Origin of the sequence: Virgisporangium ochraceum (genome assembly GCF_016863655.1) — a bacterium.
In the GTDB taxonomy this organism is placed as follows: Bacteria; Actinomycetota; Actinomycetes; order Mycobacteriales; family Micromonosporaceae; genus Virgisporangium; species Virgisporangium ochraceum.
In genome coordinates this window covers 59,737-79,582 of the sequence record NZ_BOPH01000126.1, presented here as the reverse complement: position 1 = coordinate 79,582, position 19,846 = coordinate 59,737, and the positions used below count along the sequence as shown (strand labels likewise).

Sequence of the window (19,846 nt, the reverse complement as noted above, 5' to 3'; positions counted from 1 at the left end):
CATCGCCTCCTGTAAATCTACCGTCCGGTCAGCTTACTGACCGATCGGTCAGAAATCCAACTGGGAGGTAGAGTGGGCCGCGATGCCGACCCGGAAGCCCACGTTCATCGAGCAGGCCCGCCGCGCCCAGCTCGTCGACGCGACGATCGACCTGGTCGCGCGGCACGGGTACGCGGGCACGTCGCTGGCCCGCATCGCCGAGGCGGCCCGGATCTCCAAGGCCACGGTGCTGTACCACTTCCCGTCGAAGGACGCGGTGGTGCGGGCCGCCTACGAGTCGGTGATCGGGGGACTGACCGCCCACGTCGGTGCCGCGGTCGCCCCGCACACCGGTGCCGCGGCGTTCGAGGCGTACATCCGTTCGCTGGTGGGCCATCTGCACGAGCGGCCGGAGCGTGCGCGGCTCATCGCCGAGGCCATCGGGGGTGACGAGGAGGTCACCGACAGCCCGGGCGCACAGGCCCGCTGGCAGACCGTCGCCGACCTCGTCGAGGCGGCGAAACGGGCCGGCGACTACCGGTCCGACGTCGACGCGCGCGTCACCGCGATCGCGGTCAACGGCGCGATCGACGCGATCGTCGCCGAACGCATGGCCGACCCGACGTTCGACACCCCCGCCGCGGCGGAACAGCTGATCGCGATGCTGCGCCGCGCGCTCGCTACGTAGCGAACGCCGTCAGGAACCTGTCGCGGAAGTCGCTCATCTTCCACACCGGCGCGCCCGGGGTCGGGCGCAGCCCGTCCTGCCAGCCCCAGCCGGCCGTGCGGTCGAGGATCGCCCTGTCGCGGGCCACGATCGTGATGGGCACGTCGAAGTTCGGGCTGTTGTCGGTGACGTTCGGGGTCGGCTGGTGGTCGCCGAGGAAGACGAGCACGAGGTTGTCGTCGCCGTAGGTCTCGACGTAGGAGATGAGCGAGCGCAGCGAGTAGCCGATGGTCTTCGCGTAGGCGGCGCGCGCCTGCGCGGTCCCGCCGAGCAGTGACCCGTCGGGCGACGCGGCGGCGAAACCCGTGGAGCCGTCGCCGATGTCGTTCCAGTCGACGAGTTCCGGCGGTGCCCCCCACGGGGTGTGGCTCGACATCAGCTCGATCTCGGCCATCAGCGGCCCGCGGCCCGGCTTCGCGCGCTCCTCCTTGTGGAACTTGGCGAGCGTGTACTGGTCGGGCATCGCGGCGTACCCGAAGCGCGGTCCGCGGTAGGCGAGCCCTTCCTTGCCGTAGACGCGGTCGTAGCCGAAGAACTCGCCCTCCGGCCACTTCCGGATGATGCCCGGCATCACGCCGACGGTGTTCCAGTCGGCCCTGCGGAACGCGGTTCCCAGCGTCAGCCGCTTGCTGGACGTCAACGTCTTGTACCGCTGCTGGTTGTCGATCCACAGTCCACTGAGGAACGTCGCGTGGGCGAACCAGCTTCCGCCGCCCGCCGTCGGCGAGGTGAGGAAACCGCTGCGCGCCGAGAAACCGGCCGCCTGCAGGCGGTTGCGCCCGTCGTCGAGCACCGACCCGATGTCGGCCTGGTACCGCGGATCGGTGGCCGCGCTGAACCCGTAGCTTTCCACGAACGCGAACACGACGTCCTTGCCGCGCAACCCGTTCAGCAACTGGTTGTCGGGAACGCCGGCGAACGCGTCGACCGCGGCCTCGCGCGCGAACGTCTCCTTGTCGTTCATGCTCTTCTTCGCCTGCAGCGCGCGGTAGTACGTGAAACCGGTGGTGCTCTTGGCCGCGACCGGTTCGCCGGGCACGATCTCGGCGTTCGTCACGGCGAGCAGCACCCAGGCGACGGCGAGCACGAGCCCGGTCACCACGGCGTTGCGTCGATGGCCTACCACGAGTCGCGTCATGCGCAACGCCGACCACACGGTCACGGCGAGCACCGCGCCGACGAGCAGCACGACGGCGACCACCGCGCCGACCGCGCCCGCGCCGCCGTAGGACTCCCGGACGAAGTCGAATCCGTTGCCCAGCAGTGTCCAGTCGAGCACCGGGTCGGAGGACCGCAGGAACAGGGCGATGAAGAACATGTCGATGACCTTGACGATCACCACCAGTCCGAGGCCGACGCCCGCGAGCACCGCCGCGACCCGGCCCGGCCGGCGCGGCAGCACGAGCACGATCACGAGGCCCAGCAACGCCTCCACCGGAATCCGCACGAACCACCCCGGCGTGAAGTGGCGGAACTCGTTCGGCAGCACCAGTCCGCACAACAGGATCGCACCGGCGAGCGCGGTCACCGCCCACGCGGCGTACCGGCGCCAGGCCCGCGGTGGTCGCGCCGGTTCCGCCGGTCGCTGTTCGCGTTCCGGTTCAGAGGTGACGCGCGTGCGGGTGTCAGCCTCTGGCGCGCTTGCCGCCTCGTCATCGACCGGTGGCCGTGGCCCCGGTACGGACGTCGGAACCCCCGTGGACAACGCCAAGGTGCGGTACCCTCCCGAGCGGGTGTCGGCCGCGCAGCCCGGTGCCGCGCCATCCCCTGGTACGCAGCGACGCGCACGTGAGGTTCCCTCCCACCGCGATCCTGTCGTCGGGGCAGGTCAGGCGGCCGCGATGAACGCGCTGACCGCGCTGGCCTGTGTACGCCAGTCGCGGGCGTTCGGGTATCCCGCCGGGCTGCGGCCCGACCAGCGTTGACCGAGCCGGTTCAGCGCGTCGCGGTCGGCCGCCCAGATCGCGTCGGCCTGCCGCACCGCGAACCACCGGTACGCGCCGCCCGTGACCCGGTCCAGGTCGTGCAGGTACCGCAGGAAGACTCCCTTGAACTGCTTCTGGTTGTCGTCGCACAGGGTCGTGTCGGCGTCACAAGACTCGGTGAGGATGCCGTCGCGCACCAGGGTCGGCGACGCGATCGCGGCGTCGGCCAGCCGGCGCGCGGTGGCGAGCGCGCCCGCGTCACCGGTGGCCCGCCACACCTCGACGGCCGCGCCGATCGCGAGTCCCTGGTTGTAGGTCCAGACGGTCTGGCCGTTGTTGCGGCACGCACCGGTGAGGCCGTCGTTGACGAGGCCGGCGGGGTTGATCAGTCCACTTGCGACGTACCAGGTCCACCCGGTGCGGGCGCGGTCGCGCCACAGCGTGTCGCCCGCGGTGCGGTTGTGCAGGGCCGCGGCCAGCCGCACGTACAGCCCGCTCGTGACGGCGTTCTTGTAGGTGCGTTCACGGTCCCACCAGACGCCGCCGCCACACGTCGTCGGGTCCCAGTACCCGTGCACGTAGGTGGCGATGGTACGCGCCTCGTCCAGGTACACCGGGTCGCCGGTGAGGTCGTAGGCGCGCACCCACGCCAGTCCCCACCAGGCCGCGTCGTCGATGGCCCGGCTGATGAAGTTGCCCTCGACGGCGTCGGTCGACCGCTGCCCGGCCGGGAACGGCACGCGGTTCACCACGAACGTGCGGTTGACGACCCAGTCGTGGTCGCGCCGCCCGCCGGCGATCAGGTGGTCGATGACCGTGGTGACCGCGACCGCCGAGTTCCACCAGCTCGACGGCCACCACGCGGTGTACGGGTCGTACCACCACATCAGCGCGTCGACAGCCGCGTCGGCGCGGGACCCGGCGACCGGACGGGACCACGCGGTGCAGCTGCCGGCCGCCCCCTCCACGGCCCGCCCGCAGGCGCGGACGGCGCCGCCGGACAGCCGCGCGCGGGGCTCGCGCGTCGCGTAGGCGACGGTGCGCACGCCGGTCCCGGACGACACGGACACCCGGCCGAGCGACGACCCGCCGGGCCAGGAGGCGCCGGCGTCCCACGACCGGTCGAGCCACACCTCGTCGCCGACGCGGCCGGCGTCGAGCGTGCCCCAGGCCATGCCGTCGCCGTCGACGTGCAGGGCGACGCGGCGGCCGGCGATCGATGTGGCGGGCACGGGTTCCACGTCGCCGGCACCGGTCGGCGTCGGTGCGCCGTCGCAGGCCCGGGCGCAGACCTTCAGGTGCGCCCAGTCGGTGCAGGAGACGCCGTTCGCGTCACCGCAGGCGCGGACGACGCCACGCCGGTGGCGCGAGGGGTCGGAGATGTTGTACATGAGGGTGCGAGTGCCGGTCCAGGTGCCGGGGATGCTCGCCCTGCCCAGCAGGCCCTCCCAGGTGGCGCCGCCGTCGAAGGACCGGTCGAGCCACACGGCGTTGCCGGCGGTGCCGTCGTCGATGCTGCCCCAGGCCATGCCGTCCACATCGGACACATGCAGGACGATGCGGCGGTTGTTCTGCCGCCGCTCGGCTACCGGGAACGTCTCCTGGCGGGCGAGCGACGGATCGCGCGTGTCGCACCACAGGCCGCAGACGGCCGCCGCGACGACGGGCGCGACCGTGGTGGCGGATCCCTTCGCGGGCGTGGCCGTGGTCGCGGGCCTGGCATGGGCGGCGGGTGCGACCGCCAGGCAGGCGGCGACGAGCGCGAGGGTAGGAGCGGAGCGGCGCAACCACATGGCGGAGGCCCCTTCGGCGGGGAGTGAGAGCGCTCTCTCAATGCCATCGATAATCGCGCGGCGAACGACCGTTGTCAATTGACACAGGTCGATGAGGGCTGCTAGAACGGCCATCCACCGTAGAGGGAGGCATCCGTGGTCCCCATCAGTCTCGCGCTCACCGCCGTCCTCCTCGCGCCGGCGGCGCCCCCGGCAGAACCGTCCACCCTCGCCAACCGGGTGGTCTGCAACCGGTACTGCGACGCGCGCGACGCGGCCGCGGCGCCGGCCGACCGCACGCCGGTCCGCACGACGCTCTTCGGCCGGAGCATCGTGCTGCACCTCAACGACACCGACGCGATGGGGTGGGCCGCGATCGAGACCGGCAACGCCGGCGACGAGGTCTGGCTCGACCGCTCCTTCGACGGCGGCCGCACGTGGGCCGACGGCAGCCGGCTCGGCGTGACCGCGGTACCGGCCGGGCAACGGGGCTGGCGTACGGCGCAGTACAACGTCGACGACTGGAACGCCCGGGGCGTCGGTGCGCTGCGCGCGTGCGGGAAGGCGGGCGACCGTCCCGACGTGGCCTGTACGCCGTGGGCCCGCAGCACCTGGAACGCGTGGGACCGGCGCACCGCGGCGGCCACCGCGCTCATGCAGTTCTACGACAACGGCACCGGCCTGTTCGCGACGACCGGGTGGTGGAACTCCGCGAACGCGCTGACAGCGGTCGTCGACAACATCCGCCGCAGCGGGATGACCAGCTACCGCTACGCGATCGAGAACACCTACACGCGGAACATCAACGCGCACCGGGGAAACTTCACCAACGACTTCCTCGACGACACCGGATGGTGGCCGATGGCGTGGATCGGCGCCTACGACCTCACCGGCGACGCCCGCTACCTGACGACCGCCCGCGCCGGTGCCGAGCACATGGCCCGCCACTGGGACGGCGTCTGCGGCGGCGGGGTGTGGTGGAGCACGGCGCACACGTACAAGAACGCCATCACCAACAGCCTGTACATCCAGGTGAACGCCGCGCTGCACAACCGTGTCGCGGGCGACTCGCTGTACCTGCAACGCGCCCGGGCCGGTTGGGCCTGGTACGCCGGGACCGGCATGGTCGACTCCCGCAACCTGGTGGTCGACGGCATCAGCCTCTCGACGTGCCGGGCCGGCAACCCGGCGGTGTGGTCGTACAACCAGGGCGTCCTGGTGGCCGCGCTCACCGAGCTGGGTCGGGCCACCGGCGACGCGTCGTCGCTGACCCGCGCCCGCCAGATCGCCGACGCCGCGACCCGCGACGCCGCCCTGAACCCCGGCGGCATCCTCCGCGACTCCTGCGAGTCCGGCGACTGCGGTGCCGACGGCCCGTCGTTCAAGGGCGCGCACGTCCGCGGCCTGGCGGCGCTGAACGCCGCCCTCCCGGACCGCCCCTACTCCACGTACCTGCGCCGCCAGGCCGACACGGCCCACGCCGCGAACCGCACCCCGCTCGACACCTACGGGCTGCGCTGGGCCGGCCCGGTCGACCGGACGGACGCCGCCCGGCAACAGTCCGCCCTCGACCTCCTGAACGCCGCCCCCTGACCCTCCGCCCCCGCCCCTCCGCCCCCGCCCCTCCGCCCCGCGCCGCCGGCGCCGCCCCCCTTTCCGCGCCGATCTTGCACTCGTGGTCCCCGATAAGCCACGTAAATCCGGATATATCGGCGGCCACGACTGCAAGATCGGCGCGGACGGTGGGGGGTACGCGGGCAGAAGTGGGCAAGTGGCGGGCAGGAGGCGTGCGAGGGGTGGGCGAGGAGCGGGCGAACAGTGGGTTGACGGGACGGCCGGAATCGATGACGCTCTCTGTGTTGGAGAGCGCTCTCCCACGCCCGTCCCGACCCTCCGGAGGAGCCGCGGCCCGCCCGCCGCCCGGTTCCGCCGGGCTGCCCATGGAGCGCCGTATGTCCCCACCCCTGCCGGTTCCGCGGCGGCCGCGGACCCTCACCGCCGTGCTCGCCCTCCTCATCGTGATCGTCGCCGCCTACACCGCCGTCACCGCGCGGGAGGCCCGCGCCGCCGGCGCGCTGCTGTCGCAGGGCCGGCCCGTCACCGCGTCGTCGTCGGAGGGCGGCGCCTACCCGGCCAGCGCGGCTGTCGACGGGAACGCCGGCACCCGCTGGTCGTCGGCGTTCAGCGATCCACAGTGGATCCAGGTCGACCTCGGCGCACCGGCCACCGTCGACCAGGTGGTCCTGTCGTGGGAGGCGGCGTACGCCCGCGCCTTCCAGGTCCAGACGTCGGCCGACGGCACCGCCTGGACCACCGTCTACAGCACGACGTCGGGCACCGGCGGCACACAGACCCTCGCCGTCGCCGGCACCGGCCGGTACGTGCGGGTCAACGGCACCGCGCGGGCGACCGGGTACGGGTACTCGCTCTGGGAGTTCCAGGTCTTCGGGGCCACCGGCGGCACCGGACCGGTCGGCACCACACCGATCTCGGCGTTCAAGCCGGTGACCGCGTCGTCCTATGAGGGTGGCAACGCGCCGGCCGCCGCGCTCGACGGGCGGGGCACCACCCGGTGGTCGAGCCAGTTCAGCGATCCACAGTGGATCCGGGTCGACCTGGGTGGCACCGCCACGGTGACCCGCGTCGTGCTCGTCTGGGAGGCGGCGTACGCCACAGCGTTCCAGCTGCAGCTGTCCACCGACGGGAACGCCTGGACCACCGTCTACAGCACCACGACCGGCACCGGCGGGACGCAGACGCTGACCGTCACCGGCACCGGACGGTTCATCCGCCTGAACGGCACCGCGCGCGCCACCGGGTACGGCTACTCGCTCTGGGAGTTCCAGGTCTTCGGGACCGTCGACACCGGTGCCACCACGCCGCCGATGCTGAGCGGCCCCACGCGTCCGCCCGCGACCACCGACCAGTTCGCGTTGGCCGCGCCCGCCGACGGCGCGATGGTGACCACCACCCGGCGCCCGGCCCTGTCGTGGAACGCGGTCGCCGGCGCGACCCGCTACCAGGTGTGGCTCAACATCAGCCGCACCGACTACGACTTCACCCGGCCGGGCGCCCTGATCGACCTCTACACGCGGGTCGCCGAACCGACCGGCACGAGCTACACCCCGACGTGGGACATCGAGGACCGCTGGACGTACAAGTGGTACGTCACCGCGGTGACCGGCGGCGGAACCGTCACCTCGAACATCCGCCGGTTCAGCCTCTACGTCCCGACGCTGGAGGCCGTGGCCGACGGGGTGTCCATTGTGAACGGTGCGCGCGATCTCAACCGCAGCGGCACGATCGAGCCGTACGAGGACTGGCGGCAGCCGGTCGAGACGCGCGTGAACGACCTCCTGGGCCGCATGACGGCCGAGGAGAAGGCGTACCAGATGTTCTACAACGCGCAGGCGTTCCCGAGGAGCGGTTGGCATTTCGGACCGGCACAGGCGCCCGACCTGCACGCCATGCTCCTGGCGAGCAGCGGGACCCGCCTCGGCATCCCGTTCGTATCGGCCGGCGACACCATCCACGGCTACCAGACGACGTGGCCCACGCAGAGCGCGCTCGCCGCGGCGCGGAACTACGCGCTGGACTACAAGCTCGGCGACATGCAACGCAGGGAGCAGTTGGAGGTCGGCACCCGCGGCGTGCTCGGCCCGCTCGCCGAGGTCGGCACGAAGGTGCTGTACCCGCGCATCCAGGAGGGCAACGGCGAGAACGCCGACGTGGCCGCCGCGCAGGTGCGGGCGCTGGTGTCGGGCCTGCAGGGCGGACCGGAGCTCAACCCGAGGTCGGTGCTCGCCACGGTGAAGCACTGGCCCGGCGAGGGCGCCGGCGGCGAGGCGGTCATCGTGTTCGACGCCGTCACCATCAAGTACCACATGATCCCGTTCCGGGCCGCGATCGAGGCCGGCGCGGTGAACATCATGCCCGGCTACGCCGGCAGCACGCTGCTCGACCCGGGCGGCCCGGGTGCCGGCGACAGCGCGCCGATCCTGCGGTACCTGCGCCAGAACCTCGGTTTCACCGGCCTCATCACCACCGACTGGCTCCCGTCGGGCTCGTGGGTCGGCGCGGCCAACGCCGGCTCCGACGTGATGGGCGGCGCCGACCCGGGCGCGGCCGGCTTCTCGATGGCCACGTTCCTCGCGAACGTGCCGGCGGCGCGCGTCGACGACGCGGTGCGGCGCGTGCTGCGGCTGAAGTTCCAGCTCGGCCTGTTCGAGAACCCGTACGGCGACCCGGTGAACGGGCCGTACCGGCAGCACACCCCGGAGTACACCGGCCTCATCAACCAGGCCTCGCGCGAGGCGATGACACTGCTGAAGAACGACGGCGTACTCCCGATGCGCCTGTCCGCCGGCGACAACATCGTCGTGGCCGGGCCGCGCGCCTCGGACGGCGGCGCCTGCTGCGTGTGGACGTCCTACTTCCACGACAACCACGGGTCGAAGTCCATTGTGGACGCGGTGCGCGCGCGGGCCGCGACGGCCGGCGTGAACGTGTACCAGGACAGTGGGCCGGCGCCGAAGCTCGCGATCGTGGCCGTCGGCGAGGCGTCGTACACCCACGGCACCAACTGGGTGAAGGAGCAGCCGTACCTGCCACCGGACCAGCTCGCGGTCATCCAGAACTTCCAACGGCAGGGGATCCCGGTCGTGGTCGCGCTGGTGCTGCCGCGGCCCTACGTCATCACCGAGTGGCACGACCTGGCCGCCGCGATCGTCGTGACCTATCGCGGTGGTGAGGAGATGGGACCGGCGTTGGCGAGCCTGCTGTTCGGCGACTACGCGCCCAGCGGCAAACTCCCGTGGCAGCTGCCGCGGGCACTGTCCGATGTGCTCCGTCCGGGTGGGACGGACGTCCCGGCCGATGCCACCGAACAGTGGGACCTACCGTACGACCTCGCCGCGACGGCCGCGCAGCGCACCGAGATCCGCGGCCACATCGACGCCGGTCGCCCGGTGCCGACGACCTACGGCAACCCGCTGTACCCGTACGGAGCCGGCCGCACCGGTTGGTGACACTACGCCCCGACGGCGGCCCGTCCTTGCGGGGACCTACGACGACGGGCCGCCGTTCCGGGGGACGGCGACCCGCCGTCGCCGCACGAACGCCGTGACCGCGACCGCCGCGCCGGCCAGCAGCGCGACGGCCCCGCCGACGGTGGCCGCGAGCGACCGCGTCAGGTCCGGCTCCTCCGTCACCACGAAGCCGACGCCGGGAACCTCCGTGTCGAACGGGCAGTCGAGGCCGTACCGGCCGGCGCGGGGTGCGTCGAAGGTGCCGAGCGCGGTCCGGTTGTCGACGGCGTCGGAGTCGTCGGTCTCCCAGCGCACCAGGAACCGGGGCGCGGTGAGGCGGACGGACTCCCCGCCGGGCCCGGACACGCGGCACCGGATGCTCCGGTGGCTGTAGGGGCCGTCCTCCCACACCGTGTAGGCGCCCGGCTTCTCCACCGTGACGACCCCTGGGGAGCCGTAGGTGCCGGGGAAGCTCGTCTCCGCCACCGCCGGATCCGGGACCGGGTGCAACGGGACGCCGTACGTGATGCCGGCGATCCCGAGCACGACGAGGACGAGGGACACCACCCAGTAACGCATAGAGGGAGGTTAACGGGTCAGGGCGCCCACGGTAGCGGGTCACCCTCGTACTTGTGCGCGCGCACGTCGCCGGAGCGGGCGTGGCCCTCGAACAGTTCCAGGCGGGCCGCGCGACCGCAGAGGCGGCCGAGGTCGGCGCTCGCCGCGGTGCTGGTCACCTCCTGGTAGGTCACGGTCTTCAGGTACTTGCCGACCCACAGGCCGCCCGTGTACCGGGCCGCCTTGCGCGTCGGCAGGGTGTGGTTGGTGCCGATCACCTTGTCGCCGTAGGACACACAGGTCGCCTCGCCGAGGAACAGAGCGCCGTAGTCGCGCATCGCGGTCAGGGCCTCGCGCGGCTCGCGGGTGAGGACCTGCACGTGCTCGAACGCGTACCGGTCGGCGAGCGCATACGCCTGCGCGAGGTCGTCGACGAGCACGACCTCGCCGTGGTCGCGCCACGCCGGCGCGGCGAAGTCGCGGGTGGGCATGTCGACCAGGACGCGGTCGACGAGGTCCATGACCTCGCGCCCCAGCGTCTCCGAGGTGGTGATGAGCACCGCGGGCGAGTCGGGGCCGTGCTCGGCCTGGCTCAACAGGTCGACGGCGACGACGAACGGGTCGGCGGCGTCGTCGGCCACGATGAGGATCTCGGTGGGACCGGCGAACAGGTCGATGCCGACCTCGCCGAACAGTTGGCGCTTGGCCTCGGCCACGTAGGCGTTCCCCGGGCCGGCCAACAGGTCCACGCGTCCGATGGTCTCCGTGCCGACGGCCATCGCCGCGACGGCCTGGACGCCGCCGAGCAGGTAGATCTCGTCGGCGCCGGCCAGGTGCATGGCCGCGATCGTCGCGGCCGGGATCTCGCCACGGATCGGCGGCGTGCACGCGACGACCCGCTCGACGCCGGCCACCTTCGCGGTGACCACGGTCATGTGGGCCGACGCGACGAGCGGGTACCGGCCGCCGGGCACGTACGCGCCGGCGGCCCGCACCGGGATGTTCCTCTGTCCCAGCAGGACACCGGGCTCGGTCTCGACCTCGAAGTCCCGCAACGAGTCCAGCTGTCGCTGGGCGAACCCACGCACACGGGCCTGCACGGCCCTGATGTCGTCGATCGCCTGTGAGGGCACGGTGGCCACGATCCGGTCGATGTCGTCGGCGGAGAGCAGGAACGAGTCCGGAGACCAGTTGTCGAACTTCTCCGAGTACTCCCGCACCGCGGCGTCGCCGCGCTCCCGCACGTCGGCGATCACCGCCGCGACGGTCTCGCGAACGCCTTCCGCCGCGGACGTAGCGACGGCCGCCGGCGACTTCAGATGTGTGGCCACCGTGTACCTCCAGTTAGTTGATCCAGTACGAGTACAGGTCCGCGTCGTCCAGGTGGAACCTCAGCCGCAGCTGCTGACCGGCCAGTGTGGACAGTGACCCGCCGGTCCACGAGGCCGCGGCGTCCAACTGGTCGCCGGTGACCGGGTTCGAGAGACCGAAGGCGGTTCCCAGGACCTCCACCCGGATGCTGCCGCCGGCCCGCACCACCGCGTTCAGGTGCAACGTGCCACCGGTGAACGTGATCGGCCTCGTGGTGACGGTCCCGGCCTCGTCACCGGCGTTGTGCAGCGACACGAACCCGTCGCGCCGCCACGACGCCAGCCCGATCTTCGCGGTCTGCGTGGGCCCGCCGCCGTGGTCGACGTTTGAACCCGCCGTAGTACACGGAGACGGTCGACGACGACACCTGCAACGTGGTCGAGGTGAAGACCATCGAGTCGTCCCACGCGCCGGCGCGGCCCAGCGGCAGCACAGGTTCGCGCGCCGGCCGCGACCACCGCACGAGGCACCGGCATCCCGTACACCTGGCTCTCCACGCCGAGATGCTGAGCAGCACGAGGGCCGCGGCGGTCAGGGCCAGGTTTCGCCGGTGTGGTGCGTGAGGAGACATGGGAACTCCCGTGCACTCGTCGTGTCGGGGTGGGGTCGCGACCCCACCCAGCACACGTGAAATGCCGTTCCATGTCAACAGCGACCGGCGTGGTTCAGTGACGGGCCTGGATCGGCCAGTCGTCGACGGCGACGCCGCCGCGGACCACCGTGACGTGGCTCCACATGTTCGTGGTGCCGCACGCGTGGTTCGGGACCAGCCGCACCAGGTCGCCGACCTTCAGCCGGGTCGGGCCGGCGTCGAGGAGGAAGCCGTGCTCCTCGTTGCCGTCGACGAACGTCACACCCTCCAGCGGGACGACGTCGACGTCGCAGGCGATGCCGACCGAGCCGGCCGTCGCGATGGTGTCGGAGCTCATCGCCTTGACCCCCGCGTCGGTGATGGCCCGCCCGTCCCGCTGCACCGACAGGACCCGGGCGAGCACGGTGAGCGCGCAGTCCGACAGCTGGCAGCTGCCGAGCCTGGTCTGGTTGGCGTCGAAGTAGACGTACGTGCCCGGCCGCGCCTCGGTGACCCCGGACGCGAACGGCGCCGACGTGGCACCCGGCGTCGAGCCGACCGACACGACCGGCGCCTCGTGGCCGGCGGCCCGCAGCGCCTCGGCGACGCTGACGAGCAGCGCGCCGGCCTCCCTGCCGGCGCGCTCGAGGTCGTCGCGGACCGCCTCCTGGGAGATGTGACCCTCGTGGGTCATCACGCCGCGCAGGCGCAGCCCGGGCAGCGCGGCGAGCGCGGACGCGGTCGCCACGGCCCGGTCCGGGTCGACGCCGAGCCGGGCGTGCCCGGTGTCGACCTCGAGGAGGAACGGCACGGTGAGACCCGCGACGACCGCGGCCTCCGACAGCGGCGCGCCGGCCTCGACCGAGTCGAGCGCCACGGTGAGCCCACCGCGGCGGGCGGCGGTGACGGCGAACTCGACCTTGCGGGGACCGACGGGCGCGTGCGCCCACAGCAGGTCGCCGACCCCGTGGTCCTGCAGCCACGCCACCTCGGCCGGGGTCGAGCAGGTGAACCCGATCGCGCCGGCGTCGAGCTGTCGGCGGGCCACCTCCCAGCATTTGGAGGTCTTCACGTGCGGGCGCAGCGCGATCCCGCTGCCGGCGAAAGCCGCCGCCATCGCGGCGATGTTGCGCTCCAGCCGGTCGAGGTCGACCAGGAGCGACGGCGTGGGCAGCTCGCTCAACGGGGCGCTCATGCCCGCACCCCCAGCGCCTCGCGCGGGTCGCCGTCGACGAGCCACTCGATCGTCGCGGGCTCGATGCCGGGGCCGACCCCGGTCAGGGCCCGCAGCCCGGCGACCGCCTCCGCGGGTGTCCACATCGGATAGTCCGACCCGAACAGCAGCTTGTCGACCACGCCCCACTCCTGCGCCCGGATGAGCGCGCGGTGCCCGTCGTACGGGCGGGCCCAGGCCGCCGACACGTCGGCGAACACGTTGCGGCTCTTGCGGAGCACGACCATCGTCTCGCGCTGCCACGGGTGTCCCATGTGGGCGATGATCTGGGTCAGCTCGGGGTGGCGGCGGGCCACGTCGTCGACGAGCAGCGGGTTGCTCAGCTCCAGCCGGCCCTCCGGGCTGGGCGTGGCGCCCATGTGCCACAGCACGATCAGGTCCGCGGCGGTGGCGGCGGCGAAGAACCGGTCGTGCGTCTCGTCGCGGGCGTCGAAGTGGGCCAGGATCGGGTACAGCTTCACGCCGCGCAGCCCGCGGCTCACGCCGTCGGCGAGCTGGTCGAGCACGTCCGGGTCGCCGAGGTCCAGCGCCATGAACCCGACCGTAGGGGTCGAGGTGTCGGCGCAGAACTTCTCCACGTGCTCGTTGGGCGTGATGACCCCGGCGCGGGTGGCCCGCATGCCGAAGACGAACGCGAGGTCGACGCCGGCCCCGGCCATCGCCTCGTCGTACTGCTCCGGGGTGCGTTCGGCGTATTCGTGGCCGTACACCGGCTGCCAGTTCTTCGACCACTCGCACCCCCAGTGCTCGGGGAGGTGGCAGTGGGTATGGACGTCGAGCATCAGAATCTCCTTTCCACGGTGCCGGCCCGGGCGCCGGTGTGCCGGCCACCGTCCACGGTGGACACGCCGTTCACCAGGACGAGGTCGATGCCGGCGGCGAAGCGGTGCGGCGCGGTGAACGTCGCCGTGTCGGTGAACGTCGCGGGGTCGAACACGACCACGTCGGCGCGGGCGCCGGCCCGCAGCACGCCGCGGTCGTCGAGTCCGACGCGGGCGGCCGGCGCCGAGGTGCAGCGGCGCACCGCGTCGGCGAGGTCGTCGTCGCCGTAGCGGGACAGGTAGCGCGGGAACGTGCCGTAGCTGCGCGGGTGCGGCAGGCCGGCGCCGGTGACGCCGTCGGGGTCCAGGGCCAGCCCGTCGGAGGCGACGACGCTCGCGGGGTGGGCGAGCGCGGCGAGCAGGTCGACCTCGCTGCGGCCGCCGGCGGTCATCATGACGCCCATGCCGAGCTCGGCGAGGATGTCGAGCACGACCTCACCGCCGGTCGTGCCGCGCTCGGCGGCCAGTTCGGCCACGCTGCGCCCGATCTCGGGATCCGGTGCGGCCCGCGCGGTCCAGCCGACCGTGATCTCGTCCCAGCGCGACTCGCGGTCCGTCCACTCCGCACGGACGCGGTTGCGCACCACCGGGTCGCGCAGCAGCGGCATCCACACGGCCTGCCCGCCGGCCTGCGCCCAGGCCGGCAGGAGCTGCGCGAGCGGCGCGTTTCCGTGCAGGTACGGGTAGACGTCGACGCCGATGTCGCAGCCCTCGGCGTTCGCGGCGTCGACCAGGTCGAGCACCCGGCGCACGCCACCCCAGTTCCTCGGGCCGACCGCCTGCAGGTGCGAGATCTGCGTGCGGCAGCCGGTCTCCCGGGCCACCCGCACGGCCTGCGCCGCCGACTCGACCAGGCCGTCGTCGTAGTTGCGGAGGTGCCAGGCGAAGAGCTTTCCGGTGGACGCGGTGACGCGCGCCAGCGCGACCAGCTCCTCCTCGCGCACGTAGGGGAGCGGGGCGTAGACGAGGCCGGTCGACAGGCCCACGGCGCCGGCGTCGAGCGCGTCACGCAGCAGGCCGGTCATCCGGTCGAGGTCCACAGTGGACGCGGGCCGGTCGGAGAGGCCGCACACCGCCGCGTGCAGCGGCAGGTGGCCGACCAGGGCGGCGACGTTGACGCCCGGTCGGGCCCGCTCGACCGCGCCGAGGTAGCCGTCGAGGTCGTGCCACGGCCACGTGACGGCGGGGTCCAGATCGAGGTAGCTCACCGCGCCGCGCAGGCCCCCGGGGTCGGGACCGGGCGGCGCGGCGCCGAGGCCGCAGTTGCCGACCACCTCCGTGGTGACGCCCTGGTGCACCTTGCTGAGCGCACGCGGGTCGGAGAGCAGGGTCAGGTCGGAGTGCGTGTGGATGTCGACGAAGCCGGGGCAGACGACGCGGCCCGTCACATCGCGTTTGTCGACATCGGCCACGACGGCGCCGACGGCTGCGACGCGGCCGTTGCGGACGAGGACGTCGGCACGGCGCGGTTCCGCGCCCGTCCCGTCGACCACGAGGCCGCCGGTGAGCAGCAGATCACGCGACATGGACCTGCGACCTCAATGTGGAATGTGATTCCATACGGCCATGGTTGAACGTTTCCATCCTGAGGGCCGGCCGACGCCGCCCGTGCCGCTGTCGTCCGCCACGCGCGCCGGCGACTTCGTGTTCGTGTCCGGCCAGGTCGCCAACCTGCCCGACGGCAGCGTGTACATCGGTGACTTCGAACGCGAGGTCGAGCTCACCATCGACAACGTCGAACTGGTGCTGGCCGCGGCCGGCGCGCGGCTCGACCAGGTGACGAAGATCGGCGCGTACCTGTCGAACCCGTTGCTGTTCGCGCCGTTCAACGAGGTCTACAGGCGACGGTTCGGTGACACGCTGCCCGCCCGTACCACCGTGGTGGTGACCTTCGGCCACCCGGACGTCCGCGTCGAGATCGACGCGGTCGCCTACGTCGGCGGCTGAACCGCCGGTCGGCCCACCGGTCATGCGCTCACGGTCGGCTTGACCGCGGGGCGCAGCGACCGGTGCACGATCCGCAGCGCGGTCGCGAAGTCCGGGTCCGCCGCCATGGACTTCGCGACGCGGTCGAGCACCGCGACGTACTCCTGCTGGCGGGCCCCGGTGAACTCGCCCGCCGGCCCGGAGACGCTCACCGCGGCCAGGCACCGGTCGTCGATCGTGATCGGCACGGCCACGCAGCGCAGGCCGGTGCTGCGCTCGTTGTCGTCGAGCGCGAAGCCGCGGCGATTGACCCGGTCGAGGTCCTTGCGCAGGTCGGCCTGCGTGGTGAGGGTGTGCTCGGTGAACGACGGGAACGGCTCGGCGGGCAGCACGGCCGCGCGCTGCTCGTCGGTGAGGCCCGCCAGGAGCACCTTGCCCAGCCCGGTGCAGTGCGTGTGGTCGCGCGCTCCGAGGTTCGTGGTGAACCGCAGCGGCCGGTCGGGCTCGGCGACGCAGATGTGCAGCACCTGGTCGCCGTCGAGCACGCCGAGGTTCGCGGTCTGCCCGGTCGACAACGCCACCGGTTGCAGGTAGGCCTCGGCGACGACGGTCAGGTCCAGATTGGACACGTACGCGGCGGCGAGGCCCTGCACCTTGTGCCCGAGCCGGTACGCGGGCCGCTCGTCGACCCGCACCACGTAGTCCATCTCGGCGAGCACCGCGAGCAGGCGTACCAGCGTGCTCTTCGGCAGCGCGGTGCGGTCGCTGAACTCGCCGAGCGTCAACGGTTCCGGCTCGGCCGCCAGCATCTCCAGCAGGGCGAGGCCGCGGGCCAGCGCGTTGGCGTGGTAGTTGGCCGATGCCGGTCTGGCGTCGTCGACCGAGGCCTGACGGGTGGTTCGGGCCATGGTGTGAGCTCCTATGTGGACGGGGTTCCCGGGGTCTGTGACCCCCCAGGAATTTCAGGGAAGTGGCAGGCGCTCGGGTGACCGACACCGGTGCGGTCGACGAGCGCCGGCTTCTCCCGGGCACAGATATCCTGGGCCTTCCAGCACCGGGTACGGAAGGGGCATCCGGACGGCGGGTTGCTGGGACTGGGTACGTCGCCGGTCAGCGTGATGCGCTCGCGGGTCTCGCGGCCCTCCGGATCGGGCACCGGGATCGCCGACAGCAGCGCCTGCGTGTACGGATGGGTCGGGGACGTGAAGATCTGCGCCCGGGTGCCGGTCTCGACGATCGAGCCGAGGTACATCACCGCGACCCGGTGCGAGATGTGCCGCACCACCGACAGGTTGTGCGAGATGAACACGTACGCCACCCCCAGCTGCTCCTGCAACGAGCGCAACTGGTTGATCACCTGGGCCTGCACCGACACGTCGAGCGCGCTGACCGGCTCGTCGAGCACCAGCAGCCGCGGGTCGAGCGCCAGCGCCCGGGCGAGGCTCACCCGCTGCCGCTGGCCGCCGGAGAACTCGTGGGAGTACCGCAGGGCGTGCTCGGGCCGCAGCCCCACCAGCTCGAGGAGCTCGGCCACCCGGTCGGCGCCGTTCTCCCGGTAGCGGCCCTGCACCCGCAGCGGCTCGGCGACGATGTCGTGCACGGTCATCCGCGGCGACAGCGACGCGTACGGGTCCTGGAACATGATCTGCAGCTCGCGGCGCTTCCCGCGCAGCTCACGTTGCGGCAGCCGCGCGATGTCGACGCCGTCGAACTCGATGCGACCCGACGTCGGGTCGAGCAGCCGCACCAGCAGCCGGCCGGTGGTCGACTTGCCGCACCCCGACTCGCCGACGAGGCTGAGCGTCTCCCCCGGGCGGAGTTCGAGGCTGACGTCGTCGACCGCGCGGACAGCGCCGACGGCCCGGCGGAACACGCCCTTGCGCACCGGAAAGTGCTTGCTGAGGTTCTCCACCTTCAGCAGCGGCGCCGTTCCCGTGGGCTCCTTGACCAGATCCGGTGCCGTCACGCGATCGCTCCGCTCCGCCCACCCGCGCTCATGGGGCTGTTCATGCCGTGACCTCGTTTCCGGCCGGGCGCTGGCCGTAGAGGGTCTGGGCGTCGACACCGGCGAGCTCCTCGTGGAAGTGGCACGCCGAGTAGTGGTCCTTCGCGACCGGGACGAGCGGTGGACGGTCGGTGCGGCACCGGTCGCGGGCGATCGGGCAGCGCGGGTGGAACGGGCAGCCGGCCGGCGGGTCGGCCAGGTTCGGCGGGTTGCCCGGGATCGGCTCGAGCTGGTCGACGTCGGTGTCCATCCGGGGCAGGCTCGCGAGCAGGCCCATCGTGTACGGGTGGCGCGGGCGCGCGAACAGCTCGCGCACGCCGGCGGTCTCGGCGATGCGTCCCGCGTACATCACCACGACCCGGTCGGCCATCTCCGCGACCACGCCGAGGTCGTGGGTGATGAGGATGGTGGCCGCGCCGGTCTCCGCCTGCGCCTTCTTCAGCGGCGCGAGCACCTGCGCCTGGATGGTGACGTCGAGGGCGGTGGTCGGCTCGTCGGCGATGATGAGGTCGGGGTCGTTGGCGATCGCCATCGCGATCATCGCCCGCTGCCGCATGCCGCCGGAGAACTCGTGCGGGTACTGGCGCACCCGCTGCTCGGCGTCGGGCACGCCGACGAGCCGCAGGAGGTCGACCGCGCGTGCCCTCGCGGCCCGCTTGTCCCTTGTGGACTGGTGCAGCACGACCGCCTCGGCGATCTGGTCACCGACGGTCATCACCGGGTTCAGCGCCGTCATCGGGTCCTGAAAGATGACACCGACCGGACCGCCGCGCACCGACCGCAGCTGGCGGGCGGACATCGCCCGCAGGTCCTCGCCGCGGAAGGACAGCGTGTCGCAGGTGACCGTCGCGGTCTTCGGCAGCAGCCGCAGGATCGACATCGCGGTGACCGTCTTGCCGGACCCGGACTCGCCGACGATCGCGACGATCTCGCCCGACCACACCGACAGGTCCACATCGGACACCGCGTGCACGGTGCCGCCCTCGGTGCCGAAGCGCACCGACAGCCCCTCCACCTTCAGCAACGGGTCGGTCATGAGGACCTCGGATCCACGGCGTCGCGCAGCCCGTCGCCGACGAAGTTGACCGCGAGCACGGTGAGCGCCACCGCGATACCCGGTGACATCCACAGCCACGGCTCGGACCGGATGACGGTGAGGCTCTGCGCGTCGGTGAGCATGTTGCCCCAGCTGGCCGACGGCGGTTGCACACCGAGGCCGAGGAAGGACAGCGTGGCCTCCAGCCCGATGCCCTGCGCGACGGCGAGCGTGGCGGCCACGCTCACCGGGGGCAGTGCCGCCGGCAGGATGTGGCGCGTCATCAGCCACCCCGGCCCGGCGCCGGTGGCGCGTGAGGCGAGCACGTACTCCTGTTCCCGCAGCGACAACGTGACACCGCGGACGATGCGGCCGCAGACCGGCCACTGGAACAGCCCGATCGCGATGACCATCGTCACCACGCTCGGACCGAGGATGCCCGCGAGTACCACCATCACCACGAGCGACGGAAACGACATGAACATGTCGGCGACGCGCATGATGACGCCGTCGACCCAACCGCCCAGGAGCCCGGCGAGCCCGCCGAGCACCGACCCGACGACGACCGCGAGCGCCGCCGACGCGATGCCGACCCCGAGCGACACCCGACCGGCGAACAGCAGCCGGGACAGCACGTCGCGACCGGTCGGGTCGGTGCCCAGCAGGTGCTCGCCCGACGGTCCCTGACGGGCGGCGAGCAGGTCGATGACGTTCGGGTCGTGACCCGACAGCGGACGGGCGAAGATGGCGGCGAGCACGACCAGCAGGAGGTACCCGACGCTGATCAGCGCGGCCGGATGCCGGCGGAACCGGCGCAGCCCGGTGCGGAACGGCGTGCTCGGCGGTTTCCCGGGACCGGCCTGCGCGTCGGCCTTGGTCGCGGCGGCCACGTCT

At 72.4% G+C, this 19,846-nt stretch carries 16 protein-coding genes; 4 read left to right on the top strand and 12 right to left on the bottom strand.

Translation table 11 applies throughout. The annotated features are described in order from the left end of the window. The first annotated feature begins 82 nt into the window (after positions 1-82). A complete protein-coding gene (locus Voc01_RS44040) occupies positions 83-667 on the top strand; it encodes a TetR/AcrR family transcriptional regulator (RefSeq protein WP_203933713.1) in 585 nt (194 codons plus the stop codon). On the opposite strand, the gene Voc01_RS44035 is transcribed toward Voc01_RS44040, so the two are convergent. Beyond that, a complete protein-coding gene (locus Voc01_RS44035; protein ID WP_203933712.1) occupies positions 660-2,234 on the bottom strand; it encodes a sulfatase-like hydrolase/transferase in 1,575 nt (524 codons plus the stop codon). The two genes, Voc01_RS44040 and Voc01_RS44035, sit on opposite strands and share 8 nt — an antisense overlap. A 300-nt stretch (positions 2,235-2,534) precedes the next feature. Beyond that, positions 2,535-4,424: a glycoside hydrolase family 76 protein gene (locus tag Voc01_RS44030; RefSeq protein WP_203933711.1), complete on the bottom strand. Its 1,890-nt coding sequence runs from the start codon at positions 4,422-4,424 to the stop codon at positions 2,535-2,537. Positions 4,425-4,559: 135 nt separating this feature from the next. Here Voc01_RS44030 and Voc01_RS44025 point away from each other — a divergent pair, with 135 nt between their 5' ends. Together Voc01_RS44025 and Voc01_RS44020 are read left to right on the top strand one after the other, a co-directional pair. Then, a complete protein-coding gene (locus tag Voc01_RS44025) occupies positions 4,560-5,996 on the top strand; it encodes a glycoside hydrolase family 76 protein (RefSeq protein ID WP_203933710.1) in 1,437 nt (478 codons plus the stop codon). A gap of 359 nt (positions 5,997-6,355) precedes the next feature. Further along, complete coding sequence (locus tag Voc01_RS44020; RefSeq protein ID WP_203933709.1) at positions 6,356-9,430, top strand: discoidin domain-containing protein; 3,075 nt, start codon at positions 6,356-6,358, stop codon at positions 9,428-9,430. Positions 9,431-9,466: 36 nt separating this feature from the next. Here the strand turns inward: Voc01_RS44020 and Voc01_RS44015 are convergent, their stop codons facing one another. The 6 genes from Voc01_RS44015 to Voc01_RS43990 form a co-directional block, all read right to left on the bottom strand. Next, entirely contained in the window at positions 9,467-10,009 is a 543-nt protein-coding gene (locus Voc01_RS44015; protein ID WP_203933708.1) for a hypothetical protein, read from the bottom strand. Positions 10,010-10,026: 17 nt separating this feature from the next. Then, positions 10,027-11,319, bottom strand: a complete 1,293-nt coding sequence (gene hisD, locus Voc01_RS44010; RefSeq protein WP_203933707.1) for a histidinol dehydrogenase — start codon at positions 11,317-11,319, stop codon at positions 10,027-10,029. A 13-nt stretch (positions 11,320-11,332) separates the two neighbouring features. Next, positions 11,333-11,614 (bottom strand): hypothetical protein, encoded by a 282-nt coding sequence (locus tag Voc01_RS44005; RefSeq protein ID WP_203933706.1) that lies wholly within the window; start codon positions 11,612-11,614, stop codon positions 11,333-11,335. A gap of 410 nt (positions 11,615-12,024) precedes the next feature. Next, positions 12,025-13,125 carry an alanine racemase gene (locus Voc01_RS44000; RefSeq protein ID WP_203933705.1) on the bottom strand — a complete coding sequence of 367 codons (1,101 nt, stop codon included), beginning with the start codon at positions 13,123-13,125 and terminating at the stop codon, positions 12,025-12,027. Further along, complete coding sequence (locus tag Voc01_RS43995) at positions 13,122-13,946, bottom strand: amidohydrolase family protein (protein ID WP_203933704.1); 825 nt, start codon at positions 13,944-13,946, stop codon at positions 13,122-13,124. Before Voc01_RS43995 ends, Voc01_RS44000 begins: the two co-directional genes overlap by 4 nt. Further along, a complete protein-coding gene (locus tag Voc01_RS43990) occupies positions 13,946-15,511 on the bottom strand; it encodes an N-acyl-D-amino-acid deacylase family protein (protein WP_203933703.1) in 1,566 nt (521 codons plus the stop codon). The genes Voc01_RS43995 and Voc01_RS43990 overlap by 1 nt, the downstream gene beginning before the upstream one ends. A gap of 40 nt (positions 15,512-15,551) precedes the next feature. Here Voc01_RS43990 and Voc01_RS43985 point away from each other — a divergent pair, with 40 nt between their 5' ends. Further along, positions 15,552-15,932 carry a RidA family protein gene (locus tag Voc01_RS43985; RefSeq protein ID WP_203933702.1) on the top strand — a complete coding sequence of 127 codons (381 nt, stop codon included), beginning with the start codon at positions 15,552-15,554 and terminating at the stop codon, positions 15,930-15,932. Positions 15,933-15,952: 20 nt separating this feature from the next. Here the strand turns inward: Voc01_RS43985 and Voc01_RS43980 are convergent, their stop codons facing one another. From Voc01_RS43980 to Voc01_RS43965, 4 genes are read right to left on the bottom strand one after another with little or no spacing between them, the layout of a single operon-like run. Continuing rightward, positions 15,953-16,819: an IclR family transcriptional regulator gene (locus Voc01_RS43980; protein ID WP_203933701.1), complete on the bottom strand. Its 867-nt coding sequence runs from the start codon at positions 16,817-16,819 to the stop codon at positions 15,953-15,955. Positions 16,820-16,830: 11 nt separating this feature from the next. Beyond that, on the bottom strand, positions 16,831-17,877 hold the full coding sequence (locus Voc01_RS43975) for an ABC transporter ATP-binding protein (RefSeq protein ID WP_239160924.1): 1,047 nt from the start codon (positions 17,875-17,877) through the stop codon (positions 16,831-16,833). 40 nt (positions 17,878-17,917) lie between these two features. Then, on the bottom strand, positions 17,918-18,952 hold the full coding sequence (locus tag Voc01_RS43970) for an ABC transporter ATP-binding protein (RefSeq protein WP_203933700.1): 1,035 nt from the start codon (positions 18,950-18,952) through the stop codon (positions 17,918-17,920). Further along, positions 18,949-19,842, bottom strand: coding sequence for an ABC transporter permease (locus Voc01_RS43965; protein WP_239160925.1), 894 nt, complete (start codon positions 19,840-19,842; stop codon positions 18,949-18,951). Before Voc01_RS43965 ends, Voc01_RS43970 begins: the two co-directional genes overlap by 4 nt. Positions 19,843-19,846: the final 4 nt, after the last annotated feature.